The sequence below is a fragment of the Acinetobacter sp. AG3 genome, assembly GCF_022343575.1.
GTDB classification, from domain to species: Bacteria; Pseudomonadota; Gammaproteobacteria; order Pseudomonadales; family Moraxellaceae; genus Acinetobacter; species Acinetobacter guillouiae.
The window spans coordinates 3,262,819-3,284,428 of the sequence record NZ_JAKQZD010000001.1; the positions used below are offsets into that span (position 1 = coordinate 3,262,819).

The following is a 21,610-nucleotide window of genomic DNA, read 5'->3' on the forward strand; positions in this document are numbered from 1 at the left end:
GTGGGACCACCTCTGATGGCGTGTAGGCAGAACAGTAGAAATTGAATGTTTATAGATAATTTGCATTTGCCCTACACTGTTCCTTAGTAACACGACATATGAATCAAAAGATTCAATATGCCCCTGTAACTTAATCCCATTGGTCAGAAAAATAAAAACTGGAATATGTTTTTTTCGGAGAGAATTTAACAGCGGATCTTGTAAGGTTTGAATTTTAGACATATGACACTCCCAAAACTTTTAAATACTTAAAAAATATCGTTTTTAAATAAAATTTATAATTAAACGCATCCTGCGAATTTTAATTTCTTTCAAAATAGATGAATCAACTTTGCCATCTATCCCCTAAGCTTTGAATTTCAACATGAATCTTTTATGGTGTTACTTACTTACTGTCGTAGAAATAGCTGGCATCGTCATATTTGAATGATCCATCTTCATCATCACATGTGCCATATCAACCCCACTCGATTGAGTCGTTTGTGCCATTTCAGTTGAATGTACATGCTGTTGCTCTGCATGTTCATTGTTAGACTTTTTGGCTTCATGCTGCGCATTACAAGGCTTTATAGAGCATTGCATTGGCGTTTTTTCTGCGGTTTGAGGATCCGTTTTATTCGGCATTTTAGAGGCATCTGCCCAAGATTGAGTCGTTATCATCAGCGTACCCAGACAGATCACGCTCATTAAACTGCGCTGTAAAATTGCTCGCATTTATACCTCTCCAAGCTTGAGATTCTTAAGTGGTACAATAAATCGGACTATTGAACATTAAGATGACTTGAAAGTGACATTTATGTAATCTATACCTTTCTTTAGTTTTATCACGCTATTATATTTTTAAAGAGTATTCTAGGAAGCAAACATGAGAATATTATTAGTCGAAGATGAACAAAAAACTGGGGACTACCTTAAACAAGGTTTATCTGAAGCGGGTTATATTACTGACTGGGTTACAGATGGGCTCACAGGTAAACAGTATGCACTTTCTGAAGATTACGATGTCATCATATTAGATGTGATGCTACCTGGGGTAGATGGCTGGCATATTATAGAAGCTGTGCGTAAAAATGGAAAAACCATGCCGATTTTATTCTTAACAGCGCGAGATCAAATTGAAGACCGCGTAAAAGGATTAGAGTTGGGTGCGGATGATTATTTGGTAAAACCTTTCGCGTTTGCTGAACTTCTCGCAAGAATAAAAAGCTTACTTCGTCGCGGACAGCAAAGAGAAGACAGTAACTTAATTAGTATTGCCAATCTTGAACTTGATATCAGAAAACGTCGTGTAACACGTGAGGGGCAACGTATTGACCTGACCGCGAAAGAGTTTGCATTGATGGAATTATTTATGCGTAGACGTGGTGAAATTTTGCCACGAGCGCTGATTGCCTCACAAGTTTGGGATATGAATTTTGACAGTGACACCAATGTTGTCGAAGTTGCAATTAAACGTTTAAGAAATAAAATTGACAGTAACTTTACACCTAAACTGATTCAGAATATTCGAGGAATGGGCTACGTTCTAGAGGTAGAAGATGAGGCGTAAGCTGTTCAATGCGATTAGTTTCCGAATCGCCATTATTTTTTCCCTCTCCACTGTAACGATTTTAATTATCATGGGCTTCGTGATACACCTCGGAGTCACACAACACTTTGAAAGTGAAGATCGAGTACTCCTTGAGGGAAAAATTCAGCTGATACAAAATCTATTAAAACAACATCCAACTAACTCTAAAGAACTTAATGTTGCATTAAAAGATTCTCTGATTGGACATGATAATCTGATTGTGCAAGTTGAACGGCCTGTGAATCAAATTGTATTTAATTCCGCACAAATGGCCATCGCACCACAAGTCATTGCCAACCCAGATCTTGAGCAATGGATTAGATGGGAAGTCCAAGATAAACATTATCGTGGACTGGTCTATCAAAATATTTTTGAAGACGATGAAGAGGCTCAATCTACCCAAATTATTGTTGCGATTGATACTTCAGAACACATGCTTTTTTTAAATGAATTTAAACATCAGCTATTTTATATTTGTTTAATTGCTGCACTGTGTTTAATGTTTTTAGGATGGTTTGCTGTTTGGCGAGGATTGCGTCCAATCAAAAGAATAGCCACAGTTGTAGAAGGGATTTCAGCGCAAAATTTATCTGAGCGCTTAGAGGTTGAGCATACCCCAACAGAATTAAAATCACTGACCATCGCCTTTAATGAAATGTTGGACCGTTTAGAGTCGGCTTTAGAAAAGCTTTCAGACTTTTCATCGGATCTTGCCCATGAAATTCGTACACCGATCAACAATCTAATGACGCAAACACAAGTATGTTTGTCGCGCAGTCGAGATATCGATGCCTATAAAGAAGTCTTATTTTCAAATTTAGAAGAGTTTGAACATCTGGCAAGAATCGTCTCAGATATGTTGTTTTTGGCAAAAGCAGAAAATGGGCTTAACCTTAAAAACGTACAAACCATTCATTTATACGAAGAATTTAATACTTTATTTGAGTTTTATGATGCTTTAGCCGCAGAAAAACATATCACATTTCATCTGGTCGGTACTGGGAAAGTCAATGCAAATATTGCGATGCTACGCCGTGCGCTGAGTAATTTAATCTCCAATGCAATTAAATATGGCAAGTCGAATTCAGTCATTCAGATTAAATGCCAACAAACAGCAGATCACACCAGTTTTTCAGTTGAAAATGAAGGTCCTACCTTATCTCCTGAACAATTATCTCGGCTGTTTGACCGTTTCTATCGAACAGATGCCTCTCGTCAACGTGTTGAAGATGGTACAGGTTTAGGACTTGCCATTACCAAGTCGATATTGGCCTTACATGGTGCAAGCATCCAAGCAGAATCACGAGATGGTTTAGTGATCTTCACAGTGATTTTTAAAAATGAATATCTGCCAACATGATCTACAGCGCAAAAGTATCTTAAATAAAATCACACCTTCAAGCAGCTGTTGAAAATACAGCTGTAAAAATTAAATCGCAAACCCATTATTAAAAATAATTAAACTTTTCTGACTAACAGATATTCAATTCGCCTTAAAAATCTTTTAATATTTATTATTGTTTAGTTTTTCTAAATAACAAAAGTGTAATTTTAAAGTCATTCTGATGTCTATCACGCTCTTTAATAATCAAGGTCTAAACACACCAGTAAAAGGAACATTCAATGAAATCCTCACAAAATAACATGACCAAACTACGTAATGCCTTATTGGGTACAGTGATACTCATTAGTGCGACCAATGCCATGGCTCATGTTGATTTAACCAGCACTACTCCTGCAATGAATGCATCCATTACCGCTGCGCCTAAAAGTTTAGTGCTTAATTTTAGTGGAGAAGTCATGTTAATGAATATTAAGTTACTAGATGCACAAAGAACCAATATTCCACTTAACTATAAAGTGAATCATGATCTAAAAAAAATATTTAATGTTCCTGTTCCCGCACTTAAAAAAGGCAAATATTTTGTTGTTTGGACAACAATGGGCAAAGATGGGCATAACATGAACAATGAATATAGCTTCACAATTAAATAAAACCAAAGAAATTGAAGATTGATAAACAATATTCAGCAAGCGACTGAACTGTTGTTAGGGTGTGTTGGCATTTCATCAATGGTCTGATTTGTCGCAAACTGAGGCGAATTGTCAACAGACTCGGATAAAGGAAAAAAAATAATGTTCGAATTCTGGATCTGGTCAACTTGGCTAACAAAAATTACCTTATATCTCAGTACTGCTTTCATGATTGGCGGTGCTTTTTGTTATTTTTTACTTTGGCGTTATACCAGCATAAAAGTAACACTACTCAAGTATATGCACTTAGGTGCGACATTAGGTCTGGTTGGAAGCACTTTAGGCTTTTTTATTTTGGTAGGTAGCTTTGCCAACGCAGGACTTTCCGGTATTTTTGATCAAACCTATCTCAATATTCTTTTGAATACAGACACTGGGCAAATACACATTGTCAGAATCATCAGTTTTGCCTTAATTTTTCTGCTTTTAACCATCAAATTGGGCAAAAAAACCACCCATATTACCACTTTTGAAAAAATACTATTTGCGGTATTGCTTATCCCGATTCTTTATAGCTATTCCCAAATCGGGCATGTCACCAACTTAGCATTTTTTGCTCAAATTCTACTCAGCATTCATGTTTTTTTCATGTCATTATGGATGGGCTCACTCTATCCGTTATGGAAAATGAGCCATAAAATCAGTGGTCGGTCATTAAGAAAACTCATGGAGGCATTTGGGCGAATTGCAGCCTTTGTTGTCGGAATCTTAATCCTCTGTGGTATCACTATTGCACTGTTATTATTTAAAGATTTGAATACTTTAATCTATACCTCGTATGGTCATGGTTTTGTTCTTAAACTGGCATTTGTGGGCAGTATTTTATTACTTGCTGCTTTCAATAAATGGTTTCTTACTCCACGACTTGAGGAACCTTTATTTGCACAATATTTAAGTTGTGCCATTTTATTTGAAATGTATTTGGGTTTATTGATTCTACTCACCACCAGCTACATCACCACAGTGGTTGGGATTGATTAAAAATACGGATATAAATCATTGAATTGAGAGCATTATCTTGCACTATAAACAAAACAATGCATCGTTCTTGCCCAGATAAAAAATGATCATGTTGAATGAATGATATGGGTATTGAAAGTCCCTTCTCCCCCTTGGGAGAAGGCTAGGATGAGGGCGCTTTTATGTTGATTGATGCTTTAAAATGATTGATAAAAGAAGCCTTATATATAAGTAATAATGAACAAGGATTAAAAATAAAGGAGATGCGTAAACCATAAGTCAAAAAATATTTTATTGGTCTATGTTCATAAACTAAATTTATATTGACAACAAGGTGTTATAAAAACTTGAATTGTTTTACTTGACCTTACCATTATGTCAAAGTTTAGCATTTAGATCATGGAATAAGACTTATAGGTATGACTTATGGAAAATAGATCACATGATCGTGTTTCTGATTTGAAAAGTAGTTTTCAAATCAAGGGTATGAGTTGTGCAAGTTGTGTCAGTCGAATAGAAACAGCACTTAAAAAAGTCGATGGTGTCACCCAAGCATCTGTGAATTTAGCCACTGAACGTGCTGACATTACATCGAATATCAGCATTGATCGCCAAGCACTGATCAATGCGATTGAACATGCTGGATATGATGTCGTTGACGAAACCACAGAATTATCGATTGATGGAATGACTTGCGCCTCATGTGTCAGCCGTGTTGAAAAAGCACTAAAAGCCGTTCCCGGTGTTAAAGAGGCAAATGTAAATCTTGCAACTGAACGCGCAACCATTACAGGTACAGCCAATGTCGCGGCTTTAATCGCAGCAATAGACAAGGCTGGCTATGATGCCAAACAAATTCAAAGCGCTATTCCAGATCAAGCAGAACACCTCGAAAAAAAAGATCAAGAACGCGCTGAGCTAAAACGAGACCTTATACTTGCCACTATTTTTGCGTTACCTGTTTTTATATTAGAAATGGGTTCGCACCTTATTCCGGGTATGCACCACCTGATCGCTCAGACCATCGGGATACAAAATAGCTGGTATTTACAGTTTATTCTGACCACACTGGTTTTGGTGATTCCGGGTCGAAGATTCTATATCCACGGCTTACCCGCTTTATTGCGTTTAGCGCCAGATATGAACTCACTGGTTGCTGTAGGTACCTTGGCGGCTTATCTATTTTCCATCGTCGCAACATTTATGCCCAGCATCTTACCGGCTGGAACAGTCAATGTTTACTATGAAGCCGCTGCTGTTATTGTCGCTTTAATTTTACTCGGTCGTTTTCTTGAAGCAAAAGCCAAAGGAAGAACCTCAGAGGCAATTCAGCGCTTAGTCAGTCTGCAAGCCAAAGTGGCCCATGTTTCTCGTGATAATCAAATCGTTGATATTCCAATCGATCAAGTTGTGGTGGGTGATTTTATCATTGTCAAACCCGGTGAACGGGTTCCTGTAGATGGAAAAGTCATTGAAGGTAAAAGCTTTGTTGATGAATCGATGATTACTGGTGAACCAATCCCTGTAGAGAAAAAAATAGACAGTGATGTGGTCGGTGGTACCATTAACCAAAATGGCACCTTAAGCTTTAAAGCTGTTGCTGTAGGTGGCGAAACCATGCTTGCACAAATCATTCGTTTGGTTGAGCAAGCACAAGGCGCGAAAATGCCGATTCAAGCTGTGGTTGATAAAATCACTTTATGGTTTGTACCTGCTGTCATGGCTGCTGCTGTACTGACATTCTTGATTTGGTTGATTTTCGGCCCTTCCCCTGCTTTAACTTTCGCTTTGGTCAATGCCGTTGCTGTACTGATTATTGCCTGCCCTTGTGCAATGGGATTAGCAACGCCAACCTCAATTATGGTCGGCACAGGACGTGGTGCTGAACTTGGGGTATTATTCCGTAAAGGTGAAGCATTACAACTCCTGAAAGATGCCAATGTTGTTGCTGTAGATAAAACAGGGACATTAACCGAAGGTCATCCTGTACTGACAGATTTTGAAGTCACTGAATTTTTTCAGCGTGATCATGTCTTAAGTATGGTGGCAGCCGTTGAATCTCGTTCTGAGCATCCGATTGCCAAAGCCATCGTAGATGCTGCCATCAAAGAAAACCTGACCTTACCCAAAGTGAATCAATTTGATTCTGTGACAGGTATGGGCGTTTATGCAGATATCGATGAAAATGGAGAGATTCATATTGGAGCAGATCGCTATATGCTCCAGCTCAATATTGATATTTCACCTTTTGCAAGTGCAGCACAACGTTTAGGTGATGAAGGTAAATCACCGCTTTATGTGGCAATTCAAGGCAAGTTGGCAGGGATAATTGCAGTTGCAGATCCAATTAAATCAACCACGCCAAGTGCCATTAAAGCCTTACATCAACTCGGTCTTAAAGTTGCGATGGTGACAGGTGACAACGCCCGTACAGCACAAGCGATTGCTCGCCAGCTCGGTATTGACGAAGTGATTGCGGAAGTTCTCCCTGAAGGAAAAGTCAAAGCGGTACAAAGCCTTAAAGCAAAATATGGCAATATTGCATTTGTCGGTGATGGGATCAACGATGCACCTGCTTTAGCCGAAGCCGATGTCGGTCTTGCCATTGGTACAGGTACGGATGTTGCAATTGAGTCGGCAGATGTTGTATTGATGTCAGGTAACTTGCAAGGTGTTGCTAATGCTATTGCTTTATCAAAAGCCACTATCGGCAATATTCATCAGAATTTGTTCTGGGCCTTTGCGTACAATACCATGTTGATTCCAGTTGCAGCGGGACTACTCTATCCTGCTTATGGCATCCTGCTTTCGCCAATCTTTGCAGCAGGTGCAATGGCTTTATCTAGTGTATTCGTCTTGGCCAATGCCTTACGTTTACGTCGTTTTCAACCCGCTTCTACTTTCGAGTAGAAGCTTGTAGAGAGAATCACCATGAATATTGGAAAACTGTCTCAAACTGTTGGAATCTCTGCCAAAATGATTCGTTATTATGAGCAAATTGGTCTGATTCCAGCCGTGGGTCGAAGTAATGCTGGGTATCGTTCTTATTCCGATCAAGATGCTGAACGGCTCAAGTTTATTCGAAGCTCAAGATCGCTCGGCTTCTCGGTTGCAGAAATCGCAGATCTTCTGGATTTATGGAACAATAAAAATCGACACAGTGCCGATGTAAAGCAACTCGCGCTCTCGCATATCGAAAAATTGGAAATCCGTATTACTGAATTGCAGAAGATGACCAATACTTTGCAAAACCTCATCAATTGTTGTGCGGGTGATCATCGACCGAATTGTCCAATTCTTGAGGGGTTGCAAAAGCAAGATATTGAACTTCAAGAAAGCTATCATCAAAATGATTCTCTCTCTGTGTCTCCACTTGCGCAGCAAAAAGTTAAATAGGATTTAAAGCTTTTTAAATCCTCTACTGATCAGTTTAGGATTTAAAATCCTCCCCTTTGCAAAGCTAATCCTCCCCTTGCGAAGTAATACTTCTCACCTTTGAAAAGGAGGGAGCTTTTCATTACTAGAATGAATTGACTTTCATGCAACTCACTTCTTTTTCAGCGCAATGGGGCTTGCACTGCCTCATCTTATTGTGAATAGTTTTAATTCATTTGCGTAGGCGATGCTTTGTTTTGCTCAGATGAAAAGAGACTTGCACTGCCTCATATTACAGTGAAAGGTTTAATTTAAGTTGCGTAGGCAATACCTTACTTTTGAAAGATCAAAAGTAACAAAAATCTTTCGTCTGGCGAGGGGTACATCCTATACCCCCGCCAAACGGCGACATCCTTGTCGCCATGCGGTAGAAACACCGTGTAGGATTCAATGATGAAAAGGTACTTGTACAGCTTTAACTTAAATTGAGAAGTTTTAATTATTTTATGTAAGTTCTAGATCTTACATAAATCAAAAAATGATCTTAAAGCGTAAATTATATTGATATTGGAAGTTCCTTCTCCCGCTGGGAGAAGGCTAGGATGAGGGGCTTTTATATTGAATTTTGAGTTAGCACCGCCCCATCTTACAGTGAAAAGTTTAAATTTAATTTGCGTAGGCGATACCTTACTTTTGAAAGATCAAAAGTAACAAAAATCTTTTGCTGGGCGAGGGGTACATCCTATACCCCCGCCCAGCGGCGACATCATTGTTGCCATGCGGTAGAAACACCGTGTAGGATTCAATGATGAAATGGTACTTGCACAGCTTTAACTTAAATTGAGAAGTTTTAATTATTTTATGTAAGTTCTAGATCTTACATAAATCAAAAAATGATCTTAAAGCGTAAATTATATTGATATTGGAAGTTCCTTCTCCCGCTGGGAGAAGGCTAGGATGAGGGGCTTTTATACTGAATTTTGGGTTAGCACTACCCCATCTTACTGTGAAAAGTTTAAATATATTTGCGTAGACCATACCTTACTTTTCGTAGGGGAATGCCAAACCTTGCGTTATAAATAAAGCGGTGCTGATGGGTATAAAAAAATGCTTCTATATGATCAGATCAGTATTTTATGAATTGCGCTTTATATTGCTTAACTTCATTTGATGCGTTTTTTCACACTTAGGTTGATATAAATTTCATTTGTCTTGCAAGTTCTTTAAAGTAATGATTTGACCAGATATCTAATACGTTTAGATCACGAATAAATGGTGCCACATCTTGTTTAGCCTGCCCGAAATCAACTGAATCTATTCGTTTAAGCAATAAGTCTAAAAAATCTTGCTGGCTCAAATTATCTTTATTCCAATCACCACTTTGTCTTGCACGTTCGCTAAAGTGTTCAAGATTAAGTTTAGCATTTTGACGTACATACCATTCAAAATCGAACCAATCCCGCCCCTTGACACGATTTTTCCATTTTCTAAACAATAAAGCATGCATTTTCCCTGCATATAGATCTTCAAGTGTGAAACACTTGGTGTAGAAAGAAAAAGGCTGTAATAGGAGTTTTTCTTCTGTATGAAATAACATTGGAGGGTTGGTATCCACCTCAAATTTGATTTTTAATGTTCTATGCCCAGCCACTTTAATATCATAAATACTGGTGTTCTTTTTGAGAAATGCAGAAACTATGGCTGTTTGATGGATTTTGTTACGCTGGCTAATTTCAACATCAAAACCCAGCGCAATGAATTCTTGTTTGATACTGTTAAAATAAGGCTCAAGGCTAAATGTTTGGTCTTCCTCTAGCAAAGAAAAATCTAAATCTTCTGAGAACCTTGGTAAGTTATAGAATATTCGAAGGCAGGTGCCACCATAAAATGCAGCTTTATTAAAAAAACCTGCTCGCTGTAATCCAGCCAAGGCGATTTCCTGCATAATTTCACGCAGTACGTGTTGATTGTCTTGATTAGGCTTTAAATCATATCTGTTTAACATTTGCTCAATAATGTTCATGCTATTTCCGTGAGTAACCCTTTTAACGTCTTAAATAAGTGGGTTTTTATTCCAGCTGCTATATAAGCATTAATAATTGTAAAATCGAAATCAACCAACATATCCATATCTATACGTAAATCTTCCTCTAAAAAAATCTGCATCGACCGCTGGCTGGTCATCCGCAAATTACGAGTGGTTAGAAGTTTATCGCAGAGTGCTTTTTCAGGGCTTGCTAATAAAAAATAGCCATGCTCAAAAGACTGTGACTGGATACCAATAGGGTAAACGGATTGAGCTATCGTATGGTAAGAAAATCTTCCCAAGGTGTTTTCAATTGATAGTGAACGTTTAGTTGTAACCGATGTTATTTCTACTACTTTTTCTGGGATAATTCCATGCCATGACAAAGCATAGTCTAGAGATACACATGAAGGGCCATATAAATGATTTGCAATAAGTGGCAAACAGGGAGTGCTATTGCGCCATAAATCTCCGACCAAATACAAACCTCGCTGTAATGGAATTAATGTCCCTGCTTTTATCCATCTTGAAATTTTATCATTCGGGTTCTGATATTCTTTCAGTAGCGATAGTAGAGTACCGTGATGAATGGGAATATTTTTAAATTCGCTTAATTTAAGATCTTGCATAAAATGTACACATAATCCAATTAAATCAGATTATATCATCATTTTTTACAAGACAACTAAAAAAACTGTAATTGCTTAACGATTGCAGTTTAGTTTTTTACATTAACATTACCTAACTTATTTCAAACTATAGTCAACCTGTCAAAAAGCTAAGATACAAGTTAGCGCTACCCCATCTTACTGTGAAAAGTTTAAATTTAATTTGTGTAGGCGATGCCTTAGATAAAAACCCTTCCCCTTGCGAAGCGAATCCTCCCCCTTGCGAAGTAATACTTCTCACCTTTGTCAAAGGAGGGAGTTTTCCATTACTCAAATTAATTGTGTTTCACGTCACTCCATCACCTCAACAGCGATATCTATATCGCATACGGTAGAGAGCCCATGTATGAATCAATGATGTAAAAAGCGGAAATTCTGATCACTTCAGGATTTTTAATCCTCCCCCTTGCGAAGTAATACTTCTCACCTTTGTCAAAGGAGGGAGTTTTCCATTACTCAAATTAATTGTGTTTCACTTAATTCCATCGCCCCAACGTCAACATCCTTGTCGCCATGCGGTAGAAAGCCCATGTATGATTCAATGATGTAAAAAGCAAAGCGACTTAATTGGCACCCAGCCTATTCAATTTTAAACCCATAAAAAAACTGCAATCGATTAACGATTGCAGTTCCATTTTTTAAACAGTTTTAGCTTACTTCAGACTATAGGCAATCACATAGTCACCATGATCAGGAGATTGTCGAGCACCGCCCGCAGTCACCATCACATATTGCTTACCTGTTTTAGGTGAAACATAGCTGATTGGTGTTCCTTGGCTACCGACAGGTAAGCGTGATTTCCACAACTCTTTACCTGAAGATGAATCTAAAGCACGTAAGTAGTAATCTTGCGTTGCAGCAAAGAACACTAAGCCCCCTTGTGTTGCCATTGGACCACCAATGGTTGGCATACCAATCGGTGCTTTTAATCCCATTTTTATGCCCATAGGTCCAGTGTCTTCCACTGTTCCCATTGGTACTTGCCAAGCGATCTGGCGAGTTTTCATATCAATGGCAGTCATGGTGCCATAAGGCGGTTTTTGACATGGGATATTCAACTTCGACCAGAAGCGATCTTTATTGACTTTATATGGTGTACCTTTCATCGGTACAGCACCCATACCTGTATTAACCTTTTCACCACCATTTGCCTGAATTGCCAAATCTTCTGGTGTTTGTTCGATCAACTGAATCCATAGACCTAAACGCATGTCGTTGACAAACATATATTGATGGCTAGGATCAAAGGCAATACTGCCCCAGTTCATGCCACCCAAAGAGCCAGGGAAACTTAACGATTTATCTGTACCCGGTGCAGTATATAAGCCTTCATAACGCATAGATTTAAAGCCGATACGACACATCAGCTGGTCAAACGGTGTTGCACCCCACATATCTGATTCAGTCAAGGTTTGATTACCAATTTGTGGCATTTCAACTGAACGTGGTTGGGTTAAACTATATTGTTCACCCGGAATATCGGCAGGTTTAACAGGCTGTTCAATCACTTGGGTTAATGGTTTACCTGTTAAGCGATCCAATACAAAGAATTGTCCAGATTTGGTTCCAATCACTACAGCAGGTTGATTCTTACCACCTTTCATTGGGAAATCAACCAAGCTTGGTTGCATCGGTAAATCAAAATCCCATAGGTCATTATGAACAGTTTGATAGACCCATTTTTCTTTACCTGTGCTTGCATCTAATGCCAAGACAGATGAATTATATTTATGATCCAAAGGTTGGCGGTTGCCTCCCCACACATCTACAGATGAGCTCCCCATCGGCATAAATACCGTGTTCATTTTTGGGTCATACGACATCGCAGCCCAAGAGTTTGCTGAACTGCGTTTATAGGTTTCACCTTCTTTTAACACATGGTTTGGATCAGGATTACGTGGATCAAATGCCCAGCGTAATTGACCTGTGATCACATCATAAGCACGAATCACCCCACCCGGCATATCTGCGGCAAGGTTATCGGCAATACGGCTACCCACCACAATCACAGTACCTGCAATGGTCGGCGCAGAGGTCACTTCAAAACGTGGTGCGGTAGTGCCTTCACCCAAGCCTTTAAGTAAGTCAACCGTTCCATCAACACCAAAATCTTTACAACGCTCACCGCTGTCAGCATTGACCGCAATTAAACGACCATCTGGTGTGTTGGTATACACACGGCGTAAACAAGCGGTATTGTTAGCGACAGCTTGAACAGGTGTTGCACCTGCCAACGTCGGTTGGGTTAAAGGTTCAGTTGAATCGAAGTAAGCCACACCACGACAACGTTCCCATGCATCCGATTTAGAATTTACTTCGGCTTTCCAAAGCTGTTTACCTGAGTCAGCCTCTAAAGCAAAAATATTGTTATGTGGCGTACATAAGTAAATCTTGTTGCCCACCTGTAAAGGGGTCATTTGATCTTCTGCACCGTTGCCTGAACCTGTAGTGAAATCACCTGTACGAAAACGCCATGCTTCTTTGAGTTGATGGACATTCTCACGGGTGATTTGATCAAGTGCAGCAAAGCGACTGCCGCCAGAATCCTGACCATAATGTTGCCAATTGCTTTGTTGCTGGTCTGCTTGAACAGGAACCAATGGCAATGCCTGACCAGATGCGGCAACCGTTGGATGCGGTTGGAACATTTGATAAAGCCCAATCAACATACCTAAAACCGTGAGTGCTCCTAAGCCAAAAGCTGGCAAACTCGCACTCGATTGAAACTGGTAACGGCGAATCGCGGGCAAAGTAAACATCAATGCAGCGAATAAACCTGCTGGAAACATCAGTCTTGAAAATAAAGGCCAAAATTCCCAGCCTGCATCCAGCAATGACCAGATGATGGTACCCACAAACACCAAACTAAACAGCCAGACACCGAGTGCTTTTTTCTTAAAGATAAAAATTGCTGATGCCAATGTGATTACACCAGAAATCACGAAATACCATGATCCTCCCAGTGTCGCCAACTTAACTCCGCCTACAGTAAAGAATGCTCCTGTTACAAGCAAAGCCAAACCTAAGATAAAACACCATATTTTTAATACGGTATGTGTCCTTGTAGATTCAGTCATACGTCATACTCCTAAATTAGAAATTCACACGCATGCTTAAACCAGCAACCCATGCATCATCCACTTCTTTTACACCCGCAGGCTGATGGATATATTGTAGGTTTGGTCGTAGCATGATTGCAGGTGACCATTGATAGGTATAGTTCAATTCAACATTGAGCTCATCACGTTGCACAGGCACATAATCTGTTGCAAACCTATCGTACTGGTCATAACCACGGCTGTTATTGGTGGCAATCTGACGATCTTTATAACGATCATTGACCATATAATTTGCAAGCCCAAATCCGATTGAATCATTAGGGCGACTGTCAAAAGGTCCTTTGTACCAGAGTGCAAGTTGTTGGGTACTTTGTACTGCCGTGGTGGCTTTATCATTGACAACTGCATTAAAGCTCACGAACAAACCACGTTTAGGGTCCTGCCCTTTTTGGCTCAGTTGTTGTTGTGCATTAAGCCAAAAACTATGTTTGCTATCATGTACCTTTCCTGCGATCGCAATATCATTGGCTTCAGCTGTCGAGTACAGCGCACCGACTTTATACTCGCCTGCTAAACCATCAAATGCTGCTAGTTTTGGACGCCATGCCAGTTCTACTGGAATGGTGGCACCTTTAACATTGCGCATATCCAAGTTAAAACCATCATTTTTGCCAGTTTTAATGTTGTCAGGATTGACTTCATAAACACCGACACCGAGTGTCCACTCAGGTGCAAATTGGTACTTCACATTGGTTCCCCATAAACCTACGGGTAAGTTGTACCAAATCGAACCAATGGATTTGCCCAGTTGTCCACCACAAAGTAATAGGTTTTGAAACTCACATTGTGAACCATTAAAGTCATCTGACATGCCCATACGACCAATCTTGAATTGAACCGTATTGTCAGCAAAGCCTTTTTTGACCCATGCTTGGGTCAGGCGCCAGATTTTGCCTCGTCCATAAATTTCTTGTGAATTGCCTAAAGCACCAGAACGTGGATCTTTAATGCTTTCTAAAGTTAAAGCATTACCATCACGTTTGGTGATTAAGATATTGGCTGTGGTGTCTTTCCAGCCCGCGATTTTATTTAAATCAAAATTTGCACCCAACGCCAATTGCGCTGCATTTTCAAAGCTGTTGTTGTCGTGATAGCCCCCGTCTAAATTGGTTGCAGCTTGGCTCATAATAGAGGCCGTAAATTTATAACCGTCTTTTTCCAGTTGTTGGCGTTGCCCATTCCAATCGCCCAATAACCATTGACGATCTTGTGACCAAGCTTGCTCAGCAAAACTACTCTGAGCCATACAAAATGCAACGGCTAAACAGCTCAGTTTGATCGATAATCCATTTAAACTCATATTACTTCCTTATTATTTGTTATTTCAGTTTTACCGCTGAGCTAAGTTCAGATGTTGCACCTAGACGATCTGTGATATTGGCTGTGATCGATGCAACTTTCATTGTCGGTTTCCAAGTCACGCTTGCTGTGCCTTGGGCATTGGTTGCAACAGTGCTTGAGCCTAAATAAAACTCGGCTTCATTTGCGCTTGCTTGTGAGTTGCCAAAAAATTCAACTTGATAACGTTGATTTGGTTGTCCTTTTACTTCTACCGCAATTTGACCTTTTGCTAAGGTCAATTTAGGTGCTTGAATATTTTGATTTGGTTGTGGATTACAGCCTTGTTCATTGGGTTGCTGGCAGGTCTTTTGTAAGTTTGCTGGATCAATTTTTACGCCATGACCCCGTGAACCAACAAAGTGCGCATGTTCTAATCCCGGAATATCAAAAATAATTGCGCCTAATCGTTGATTTGGCACACAGCTTCCACCCGCTTCACAGCGCTTAATGTCTTTGCCATTATTCCAAATTTGATTTTTGGTTAATGTGATATGCGCATTGGCGTCTTTTTCTGAACGAATCGCAACACCGACTCGGTTACCATGGACTTTATTGCTGTCAAAAATATTGCCATCACCCGTCAGGTTAAAACCGTTGGAGTTATTGGTCAGTTCGTTATAGGCAATATAATTGCGTTTACCCCAGTTGATCTGTAAACCATCTGAATAATTTTCAAACTTGTTGCCAATCACCGCATTGTCATTGCCCCATAAAATTTCAATGCCTTGTGATGGCTCTGGGTTTGCAGCAGTTGAAATAAAGTGATTATTGGCAACCAAGTTAAATGCAGCACCACGAGTTAACTCAAGTCCATCACCATTGTCTTGGAAATAGTTATTCAGCACTTTGTTGTTATTGGTGGTGGTCGCAGTTGGATTACCTTTACCATCATCCCCTGTCAACATCACCCCTGCACCACCATAGTTGTGCATAATACGGTTATTTTGGATCAGGTTATTGCTGGCGCGATTCATCAAGATCCCAATACAAAAACGACGAATCTCTAGCCCTTGAATGCTGACGCCGTTGATGTCACGTAATACAATTCCCGGCAAAGTTGTGGTACGAACATTGGTTCCGAACTGCCCTTCAACCGCACCCGGGCAAGCTTCAACCCCTGTACCTTTAATATAATTTGAGCCATCAATCGCGATAAACTCACCGGTTTTTGCCCACTGTGTACCGATGATTTTTACTGGTGCTTTAATTTCTGGCAGTGGGCTGTTGACCTTAATGGCATAAGGCGCTTGCCCAACCGCTTGAATCAAAATCTCACTGGCTTCACTTGGCTTACTGTTGGCTTGCTCAATCGCCCAACGTAATGAACCTTTTTCATGATCATCTTGATAACGGTCTACCACATAGCTTTCCGCCATTGCCAAACCAGAAATCGCTAAGCCAAGTGCCAATGTCGTTAAACGTAATGAAATCATTTTCATGTCTAAAAATTCCTTTTAATTTATGGTGTAGGTTGAACGGTTTTTAATAACTGTTTGAGTTGGGTCACATCAATTTGACCGGGCGCAGAAGCCTCACCGATCATGCCAAAACTAAAGCTGCCGCCCATATTGGCTGTGGCAATTCGAGAAATCGTCCCGAGTTTGCCCATCGACATGGTGAGCAATGGTTTTTTTGATTGCTGGCTGACTTTTAAAGTGGCATTCATCAAAGTAAATACATCTTGTTTGCTTTGTGGCATCACTGCGATTTTAAGAATATCTGCGCCAAGCTGATCTTGTTTAAGCAAGCGTTGAACGATTTCTGCTTCATCAGGGGTCTTTTTAAAATCGTGATTGGACATCACAATCAATACTTTTTGTTCATGTGCCAATTTAACGATGTTTTTCACCACTTGCGGATCTCGGAACATTTCCACATCCAGCATGTCCATAAAGGGTTTGCGTAAATAGGCCTGATAAGTTTTGCCATAATCCGCATCGCTGATGGTCAGTTGCCCGCCTTCGTTATGCGTACGAATAGTGGCAATCACTGGTTTAGACCCTAAAATCTGTTTAAGCTCATGTCCTAAAGCAATCACTTGCTTAGTGTCACTGGCAAAGTTGAGCAGATCTATGCGGAACTCAGCCAAATCCGCATCTGGATTATTAGCAATGATTTTTGCCTGTGCTAAGGCTTGTTCTTTGGTTTTTGCTGTAATTGGGACGATGGTCTTTACTGGGAGTTTTGCCAGTTCTGCAAGTTCAACTGGGCTTTGTGAAATAGATTCTGCCTGTGTCATTTGAAAGGTAAATATGGAGCTAAGTGCAAGCGTCAATGCTGCAAGTTTTTGTAGTTTCATTTTTCATCTTCCTGAATAAATTATCCGTTTGTATATTGCGATTTCATTTAAGTGCTTTTCGTCGATCTTAATCCCTCCTCATCCCTCCCTTGCGGAACCTCAATCGTTCCTTACCTTTTAAAAAAGAGGAGTATCGCGAATCTCAAGACTGAGATGATTCCAAAACAAGACCTCTCTTTCAAAAAGAGAGATCTTGAGGATTGTTAAATATCAAAAAACACGGTTTCGTCTTCACCTTGAATTCGAATATCAAAGCGATACACGATTTCACCGTCTACTTCACTGCGTTTTGCAATCAGGGTTTGGCGGCGGACTGCCCACTCAATACTGTTGAGTACCGGATCATTGGCGTTTGCTTCAACTTCATCGTCAAAATAAATACGGGTATGCAAACCAATGTTGATTCCACGAGCAAAGAGTGCGACTGCAATATGTGGTGCTTGAGTTGAACCTTTACGCCCTGCGACAGCCCCCGGTTTAATGGTGTCAAAACTCCAAAAACCTGTTTCAAAATTTGCGCCTGTACGCCCCCAGCCCTGAAAATGAGCATCGGCTGTTTTGCCTTGGGTATCGGCCTGACTTGGATAAACCCCATTGGCATCGGCTTGCCAGATTTCCAGCAATACATCTCTTAATGGTAAACCCAGTCCATCAAACACTTGACCTTCAATACGGATACGTTGACCTTGGGTGTGTTGTTTCACCAACTGGTTATCGAAGCTATGTTCAAATACTTCAATATTGGCTTGTTGTGGCAATAAACCGATATGCACATAAGGACCACCTGTTTGTGATGGGGTTTCCTTAATTTCCTGAAAATTCCATGCATTCATTGTCTGAGTTCCTTAAGTCAAATCATTTTCAAAATAAGTCGCACGACGACCACGCAGATGAATATCAAAGCGGTAACAACGACTATCTGATTCAATGAAATTGTTTTTATCTTCTAATGCGATCAAGGCACGACGCTGATCTTCAGATGGAATGGTTTTTAAAATCGGGCAAGTATCTATCAGGGTATCGCCCTCAAAATAGAATTGCGAAATCAAACGTTGTGCCCAACCATCGGCAATCAATGAAAAATGGATATGCGCTGGACGCCATTCATTGATTCGGTTACGCCAAGGATATGGCCCCGGTTTAATGGTACGGAAAATATAAAAACCATTTTCATCGGTTAAGGTACGACCACAGCCACCAAAGTTAGGATCCATTGCGCCAATAAATTTGTCATTTGGATGGCGATAACGACCTGATGCGTTGGCTTGCCAAACTTCCAATAAGGCATTTTTTACAGGGCGACCAAACTGGTCACGTACATAACCATGCACAATAATTCGCTCACCGACTGGGAGCCCTTCTTTGGCATAGTTCAAAATCAAATCATTGTCTTTTGCACCAAAAATTTCAGGTGAAAAATGCGGTGAAGTGACTTCAGTTAATGTTTCATTAATCGAGATCAATGCATTTTTGGGCGAGCGTAATACACTGGTTTTATAGCTTGGTGTATATGCTGGCGGGTGATCTTCTGTATTCCGTTGCGGATATGCACCCAATGTATGACTTAACATGCCTATCTCCTTAATCCTGTTGTTGTGCAGCGACAGGTTGCACTTCTATTCCGAGTTCTTTAAAAACATCTTCAGCCATGTGCATTGCTGCATTTGCGGCTGGTAGTCCTGCATACAGTGAGCTGTGTAAAATCAGTTCTTTGAGTTCGTCCTTGGTAACACCATTGTTAAAGCAAGCACGTAGATGCATTCTGAGTTCATCTTCTCGTCCCAATGCCAATAAGATGGCAATGGTGACTAAACTGCGGGTATGCCGTGGTAAACCTTCACGTGACCACACCTCACCCCAAGCAAAACGACTAATAAAGTTTTGAAAATCTTGGTTAAAGTCATTCAAGTTTTCTAAAGAACGACCGACATGTTTTTCACCCAATACTTCGGTGCGGACCTGTAGTCCTTGTTGGTAACGTTGTTCATCATTCATGGAAATTGTCCCTCTTTATGATCTTATTTCTGATCTTGAGAAAGTTAGCTAGCATCAGTATGCGCCACTAAGGATTTAACAAAAATTGCCACAGCCGCAGCGGTTGCAGGAATCATCAATAAGCTTAAAATTGCGGTAAAAGACCAATCATTGCCGAGTAAAACAGCACCAATCCAAGCCCCAAACACTGCGCCAAAACGACCGATCCCTGTCATCCACGCCACACCAGTTGCACGACATTGAGTTGGGTAAAAACGGGCACTTAATGCTGGCATTGCAGATTGCGCACCATTGATTGCAACCCCTGCACATAACACCAAAATGGCCAATAATGTTGGGTTGCTGAGGCTTTGACCTACGGCAACAGCAAATAAGCCTGCGATAAAATAGAATGCTGAAATAATGCGGTTCGGGTTAAAACGATCCATTGCCCAACCAATAAATAACGCACTCAACACACCACCAAACTGGAATAGACCGCCAATAAATGCTGCGCGTTCCATGGTTGCGCCAGTTTCACGCATCAAGGTTGGTAACCAGCTGGTCAGTAGATAAATCACTACCAAACCCATAAAGTAGGTTGACCATAACAACACTGTGCCTTTGGCAAATTTTTGCGAAAACAACATGCCAAATACATTTTTCTTTTGTGCCACAGCAGACTGTTCTTCTGGGATATAAAAGCTGTCAGCAAGCTGTACTTTTTCAGGTGCAATATGGCTTAGAATTTTGCGAACTTTTGCAGCATCTCGACCTTTAACAATCAAGAAGCGATATGACTCAGGTAACAGTACAATCACCAACAGCATCAGGATCAACGGTGAAATACCACCGAGCAAAAATAAGCTGTGCCATCCAAAGGTAGGAATCAGCCAACTACTGACAAAACCACCCGTTGCCATACCCAAGTTATAGCCACAAAACATACAGGTCACGAGCAGTGAACGAACACGATTCGGGCAGTATTCTGAAAACAATGTGGTGGCATTTGGCATTGCTGCGCCTAGGCCGATACCGGTTAAAAAGCGCAGTACAACCAAACTGTCTAAGTTTGGCGCATAAGCTGATGCCAAGGTAAAGCCACCAAAGATCAACATTGAAATAGTTAATACAATCTTGCGTCCAAAACGATCCGCAGTAGGTCCTGAAACCAATGCACCAATGATCATTCCACCCAGTGCTGCACTCATCACAGGCCCAAGTTGAGAGCGATCAATCCCCCAATCCTGTGCCAGAGCTGGTGCAATAAAGCCCATTGCAGCCGTATCGATTCCATCAACAAATACAATCAGAAAACAAATGATTGCAATCATCCATTGATACTTGCTGATCGGTGCATCATTAATGAGTGCCTGAGCATCCATACTGTTTTTTGGGGCAGCAAATTCCTGTGCCATAGTTGCCTCCTTGTAGGCGAATTCCTTTCTAACCCTAGACGGTTATATGTTCTGAATAAACTTAGACAATGCCTGACTAAACACTTGTGGTTGTTCAATATTGGACAAATGAGACGCTGCCAAGATTTCAAGTTGACTCGTTGGAATGGATTGATGCATAAATTCTGCATCTTGAACCGTCGTTACAGGGTCATATTGACCTGCGATAATTAAAGTTGGGATTTGAATTTGATTGAGCTGATCTCGAACATCAGCATCTGCCAAAGCTCGACAGGCATTGGCATAGCCTTGTGCAGGTGTCACCGCTAAACTTTGTATGGTTTTTTGAGCAAGCACATCATGTGCATAATCAAAATGCCCACTAAACCAACGGGTATGTGTGGTTTTAACAATTTCAGCCAGCCCATCTTGCTCTACGCTATCAGCACGACTATTCCATGCTTCAGCTGTACCAATTTTCGCGGCTGAGTTTGCCACAGTGATGCTATAAAAGCGTTCAGGGTATTGAATAGCCAGTGTGAGTGCAGTGATGCCACCCATTGAAATTCCACAAAAATGTGCTTTTTCAATATGCCATGTATCTAAGATATCAATCACATCGTCGGCAAAGTTTTGCAGCGTACTGTTGGCAATCACATCACTTGCACCATGCCCACGAGTATCATAAGTAATGATCTGATAGTGTTGTGCCAAAGCATCTACTTGCGCTTGCCACATCCCATGATCTGTTCCAAGTGAGTTAGAAAATATAATCACGGGTGCATTTTTTACGCCTTGGATTTGAACGGCAAGTTGCTGTCCTTGACGATTTTTAATTTTCATACTG

Annotated in this window: 18 protein-coding genes and 1 pseudogene; 6 read left to right on the forward strand and 13 right to left on the reverse strand. The window is 40.5% G+C overall.

Going from position 1 to position 21,610, the window contains the following annotated elements; all coding sequences use genetic code 11:
* Positions 1-9: 9 nt before the first annotated feature.
* Both hfq and L3V46_RS15110 read right to left on the reverse strand, forming a co-directional pair.
* Positions 10-222, reverse strand: a pseudogene (gene hfq / locus L3V46_RS15105) (RNA chaperone Hfq); the annotation flags it as partial.
* 159 nt (positions 223-381) lie between these two features.
* Entirely contained in the window at positions 382-714 is a 333-nt protein-coding gene (locus L3V46_RS15110; RefSeq protein ID WP_239046145.1) for a hypothetical protein, read from the reverse strand.
* Between the two features lie 151 nt (positions 715-865).
* On the opposite strand from L3V46_RS15110, the gene L3V46_RS15115 reads away from it, so the two are divergent.
* The 6 genes from L3V46_RS15115 to cueR all read left to right on the forward strand — a co-directional run bounded on the left by L3V46_RS15115 (position 866) and on the right by cueR (position 7,960).
* Positions 866-1,549, forward strand: coding sequence for a heavy metal response regulator transcription factor (locus tag L3V46_RS15115; protein ID WP_004722117.1), 684 nt, complete (start codon positions 866-868; stop codon positions 1,547-1,549).
* Positions 1,539-2,930, forward strand: a complete 1,392-nt coding sequence (locus L3V46_RS15120; protein ID WP_239046146.1) for a heavy metal sensor histidine kinase — start codon at positions 1,539-1,541, stop codon at positions 2,928-2,930. Before L3V46_RS15115 ends, L3V46_RS15120 begins: the two co-directional genes overlap by 11 nt.
* A 263-nt stretch (positions 2,931-3,193) precedes the next feature.
* Positions 3,194-3,565 (forward strand): copper resistance CopC family protein, encoded by a 372-nt coding sequence (locus tag L3V46_RS15125; protein ID WP_239046147.1) that lies wholly within the window; start codon positions 3,194-3,196, stop codon positions 3,563-3,565.
* A gap of 138 nt (positions 3,566-3,703) precedes the next feature.
* The gene (locus tag L3V46_RS15130) at positions 3,704-4,585 is read left to right on the forward strand and encodes a CopD family protein (RefSeq protein WP_239046782.1); all 882 of its coding nucleotides are present in this window, start codon (positions 3,704-3,706) and stop codon (positions 4,583-4,585) included.
* Between the two features lie 405 nt (positions 4,586-4,990).
* Positions 4,991-7,474, forward strand: coding sequence for a heavy metal translocating P-type ATPase (locus L3V46_RS15135; RefSeq protein ID WP_239046148.1), 2,484 nt, complete (start codon positions 4,991-4,993; stop codon positions 7,472-7,474).
* Positions 7,475-7,495: 21 nt separating this feature from the next.
* Complete coding sequence (gene cueR, locus L3V46_RS15140) at positions 7,496-7,960, forward strand: Cu(I)-responsive transcriptional regulator (protein WP_034618209.1); 465 nt, start codon at positions 7,496-7,498, stop codon at positions 7,958-7,960.
* 1,165 nt (positions 7,961-9,125) lie between these two features.
* Here cueR and L3V46_RS15145 read toward each other — a convergent pair.
* From L3V46_RS15145 to pcaD, 11 genes are all read right to left on the reverse strand, one after another.
* Complete coding sequence (locus L3V46_RS15145) at positions 9,126-9,962, reverse strand: nucleotidyl transferase AbiEii/AbiGii toxin family protein (protein WP_239046149.1); 837 nt, start codon at positions 9,960-9,962, stop codon at positions 9,126-9,128.
* Entirely contained in the window at positions 9,959-10,594 is a 636-nt protein-coding gene (locus L3V46_RS15150) for a hypothetical protein (RefSeq protein ID WP_239046150.1), read from the reverse strand. Before L3V46_RS15150 ends, L3V46_RS15145 begins: the two co-directional genes overlap by 4 nt.
* 692 nt (positions 10,595-11,286) lie before the next feature.
* On the reverse strand, positions 11,287-13,710 hold the full coding sequence (locus L3V46_RS15155) for a glucose/quinate/shikimate family membrane-bound PQQ-dependent dehydrogenase (RefSeq protein ID WP_239046151.1): 2,424 nt from the start codon (positions 13,708-13,710) through the stop codon (positions 11,287-11,289).
* A gap of 16 nt (positions 13,711-13,726) precedes the next feature.
* A complete protein-coding gene (locus L3V46_RS15160; protein WP_239046152.1) occupies positions 13,727-15,052 on the reverse strand; it encodes a carbohydrate porin in 1,326 nt (441 codons plus the stop codon).
* Positions 15,053-15,071: 19 nt separating this feature from the next.
* Complete coding sequence (locus tag L3V46_RS15165; RefSeq protein WP_239046783.1) at positions 15,072-16,526, reverse strand: right-handed parallel beta-helix repeat-containing protein; 1,455 nt, start codon at positions 16,524-16,526, stop codon at positions 15,072-15,074.
* 26 nt (positions 16,527-16,552) lie between these two features.
* Complete coding sequence (gene aroD, locus L3V46_RS15170) at positions 16,553-17,392, reverse strand: type I 3-dehydroquinate dehydratase (RefSeq protein WP_239046153.1); 840 nt, start codon at positions 17,390-17,392, stop codon at positions 16,553-16,555.
* A gap of 203 nt (positions 17,393-17,595) precedes the next feature.
* Complete coding sequence (pcaG, locus tag L3V46_RS15175) at positions 17,596-18,225, reverse strand: protocatechuate 3,4-dioxygenase subunit alpha (protein WP_034617756.1); 630 nt, start codon at positions 18,223-18,225, stop codon at positions 17,596-17,598.
* A 12-nt stretch (positions 18,226-18,237) separates the two neighbouring features.
* Entirely contained in the window at positions 18,238-18,963 is a 726-nt protein-coding gene (pcaH, locus tag L3V46_RS15180) for a protocatechuate 3,4-dioxygenase subunit beta (RefSeq protein ID WP_239046154.1), read from the reverse strand.
* Between the two features lie 10 nt (positions 18,964-18,973).
* Entirely contained in the window at positions 18,974-19,387 is a 414-nt protein-coding gene (pcaC, locus tag L3V46_RS15185; RefSeq protein ID WP_004722141.1) for a 4-carboxymuconolactone decarboxylase, read from the reverse strand.
* Positions 19,388-19,431: 44 nt separating this feature from the next.
* The gene (locus tag L3V46_RS15190; RefSeq protein ID WP_004819915.1) at positions 19,432-20,784 is read right to left on the reverse strand and encodes an MFS transporter; all 1,353 of its coding nucleotides are present in this window, start codon (positions 20,782-20,784) and stop codon (positions 19,432-19,434) included.
* Positions 20,785-20,826: 42 nt separating this feature from the next.
* Positions 20,827-21,606 (reverse strand): 3-oxoadipate enol-lactonase, encoded by a 780-nt coding sequence (gene pcaD / locus L3V46_RS15195; RefSeq protein ID WP_034617775.1) that lies wholly within the window; start codon positions 21,604-21,606, stop codon positions 20,827-20,829.
* Between the last annotated feature and the right edge of the window lie 4 nt (positions 21,607-21,610).

Bases quoted from the DNA above. Each gene is read 5' to 3' on its own strand.
- pcaG (WP_034617756.1), bottom strand. From the start codon at position 18,225: ATGAATGCATGGAATTTTCAGGAAATTAAGGAAACCCCATCACAAACA.
- pcaC (WP_004722141.1), bottom strand. From the start codon at position 19,387: ATGAATGATGAACAACGTTACCAACAAGGACTACAGGTCCGCACCGAA.
- L3V46_RS15135 (WP_239046148.1), top strand. From the start codon at position 4,991: ATGGAAAATAGATCACATGATCGTGTTTCTGATTTGAAAAGTAGTTTT.
- L3V46_RS15125 (WP_239046147.1), top strand. From the start codon at position 3,194: ATGAAATCCTCACAAAATAACATGACCAAACTACGTAATGCCTTATTG.
- L3V46_RS15110 (WP_239046145.1), bottom strand. From the start codon at position 714: ATGCGAGCAATTTTACAGCGCAGTTTAATGAGCGTGATCTGTCTGGGT.
- L3V46_RS15150 (WP_239046150.1), bottom strand. From the start codon at position 10,594: ATGCAAGATCTTAAATTAAGCGAATTTAAAAATATTCCCATTCATCAC.
- aroD (WP_239046153.1), bottom strand. From the start codon at position 17,392: ATGAAACTACAAAAACTTGCAGCATTGACGCTTGCACTTAGCTCCATA.
- L3V46_RS15160 (WP_239046152.1), bottom strand. From the start codon at position 15,052: ATGAGTTTAAATGGATTATCGATCAAACTGAGCTGTTTAGCCGTTGCA.
- L3V46_RS15145 (WP_239046149.1), bottom strand. From the start codon at position 9,962: ATGAACATTATTGAGCAAATGTTAAACAGATATGATTTAAAGCCTAAT.
- pcaH (WP_239046154.1), bottom strand. From the start codon at position 18,963: ATGTTAAGTCATACATTGGGTGCATATCCGCAACGGAATACAGAAGAT.
- L3V46_RS15115 (WP_004722117.1), top strand. From the start codon at position 866: ATGAGAATATTATTAGTCGAAGATGAACAAAAAACTGGGGACTACCTT.
- pcaD (WP_034617775.1), bottom strand. From the start codon at position 21,606: ATGAAAATTAAAAATCGTCAAGGACAGCAACTTGCCGTTCAAATCCAA.
- cueR (WP_034618209.1), top strand. From the start codon at position 7,496: ATGAATATTGGAAAACTGTCTCAAACTGTTGGAATCTCTGCCAAAATG.
- L3V46_RS15165 (WP_239046783.1), bottom strand. From the start codon at position 16,526: ATGATTTCATTACGTTTAACGACATTGGCACTTGGCTTAGCGATTTCT.
- L3V46_RS15120 (WP_239046146.1), top strand. From the start codon at position 1,539: ATGAGGCGTAAGCTGTTCAATGCGATTAGTTTCCGAATCGCCATTATT.
- L3V46_RS15155 (WP_239046151.1), bottom strand. From the start codon at position 13,710: ATGACTGAATCTACAAGGACACATACCGTATTAAAAATATGGTGTTTT.
- L3V46_RS15190 (WP_004819915.1), bottom strand. From the start codon at position 20,784: ATGGCACAGGAATTTGCTGCCCCAAAAAACAGTATGGATGCTCAGGCA.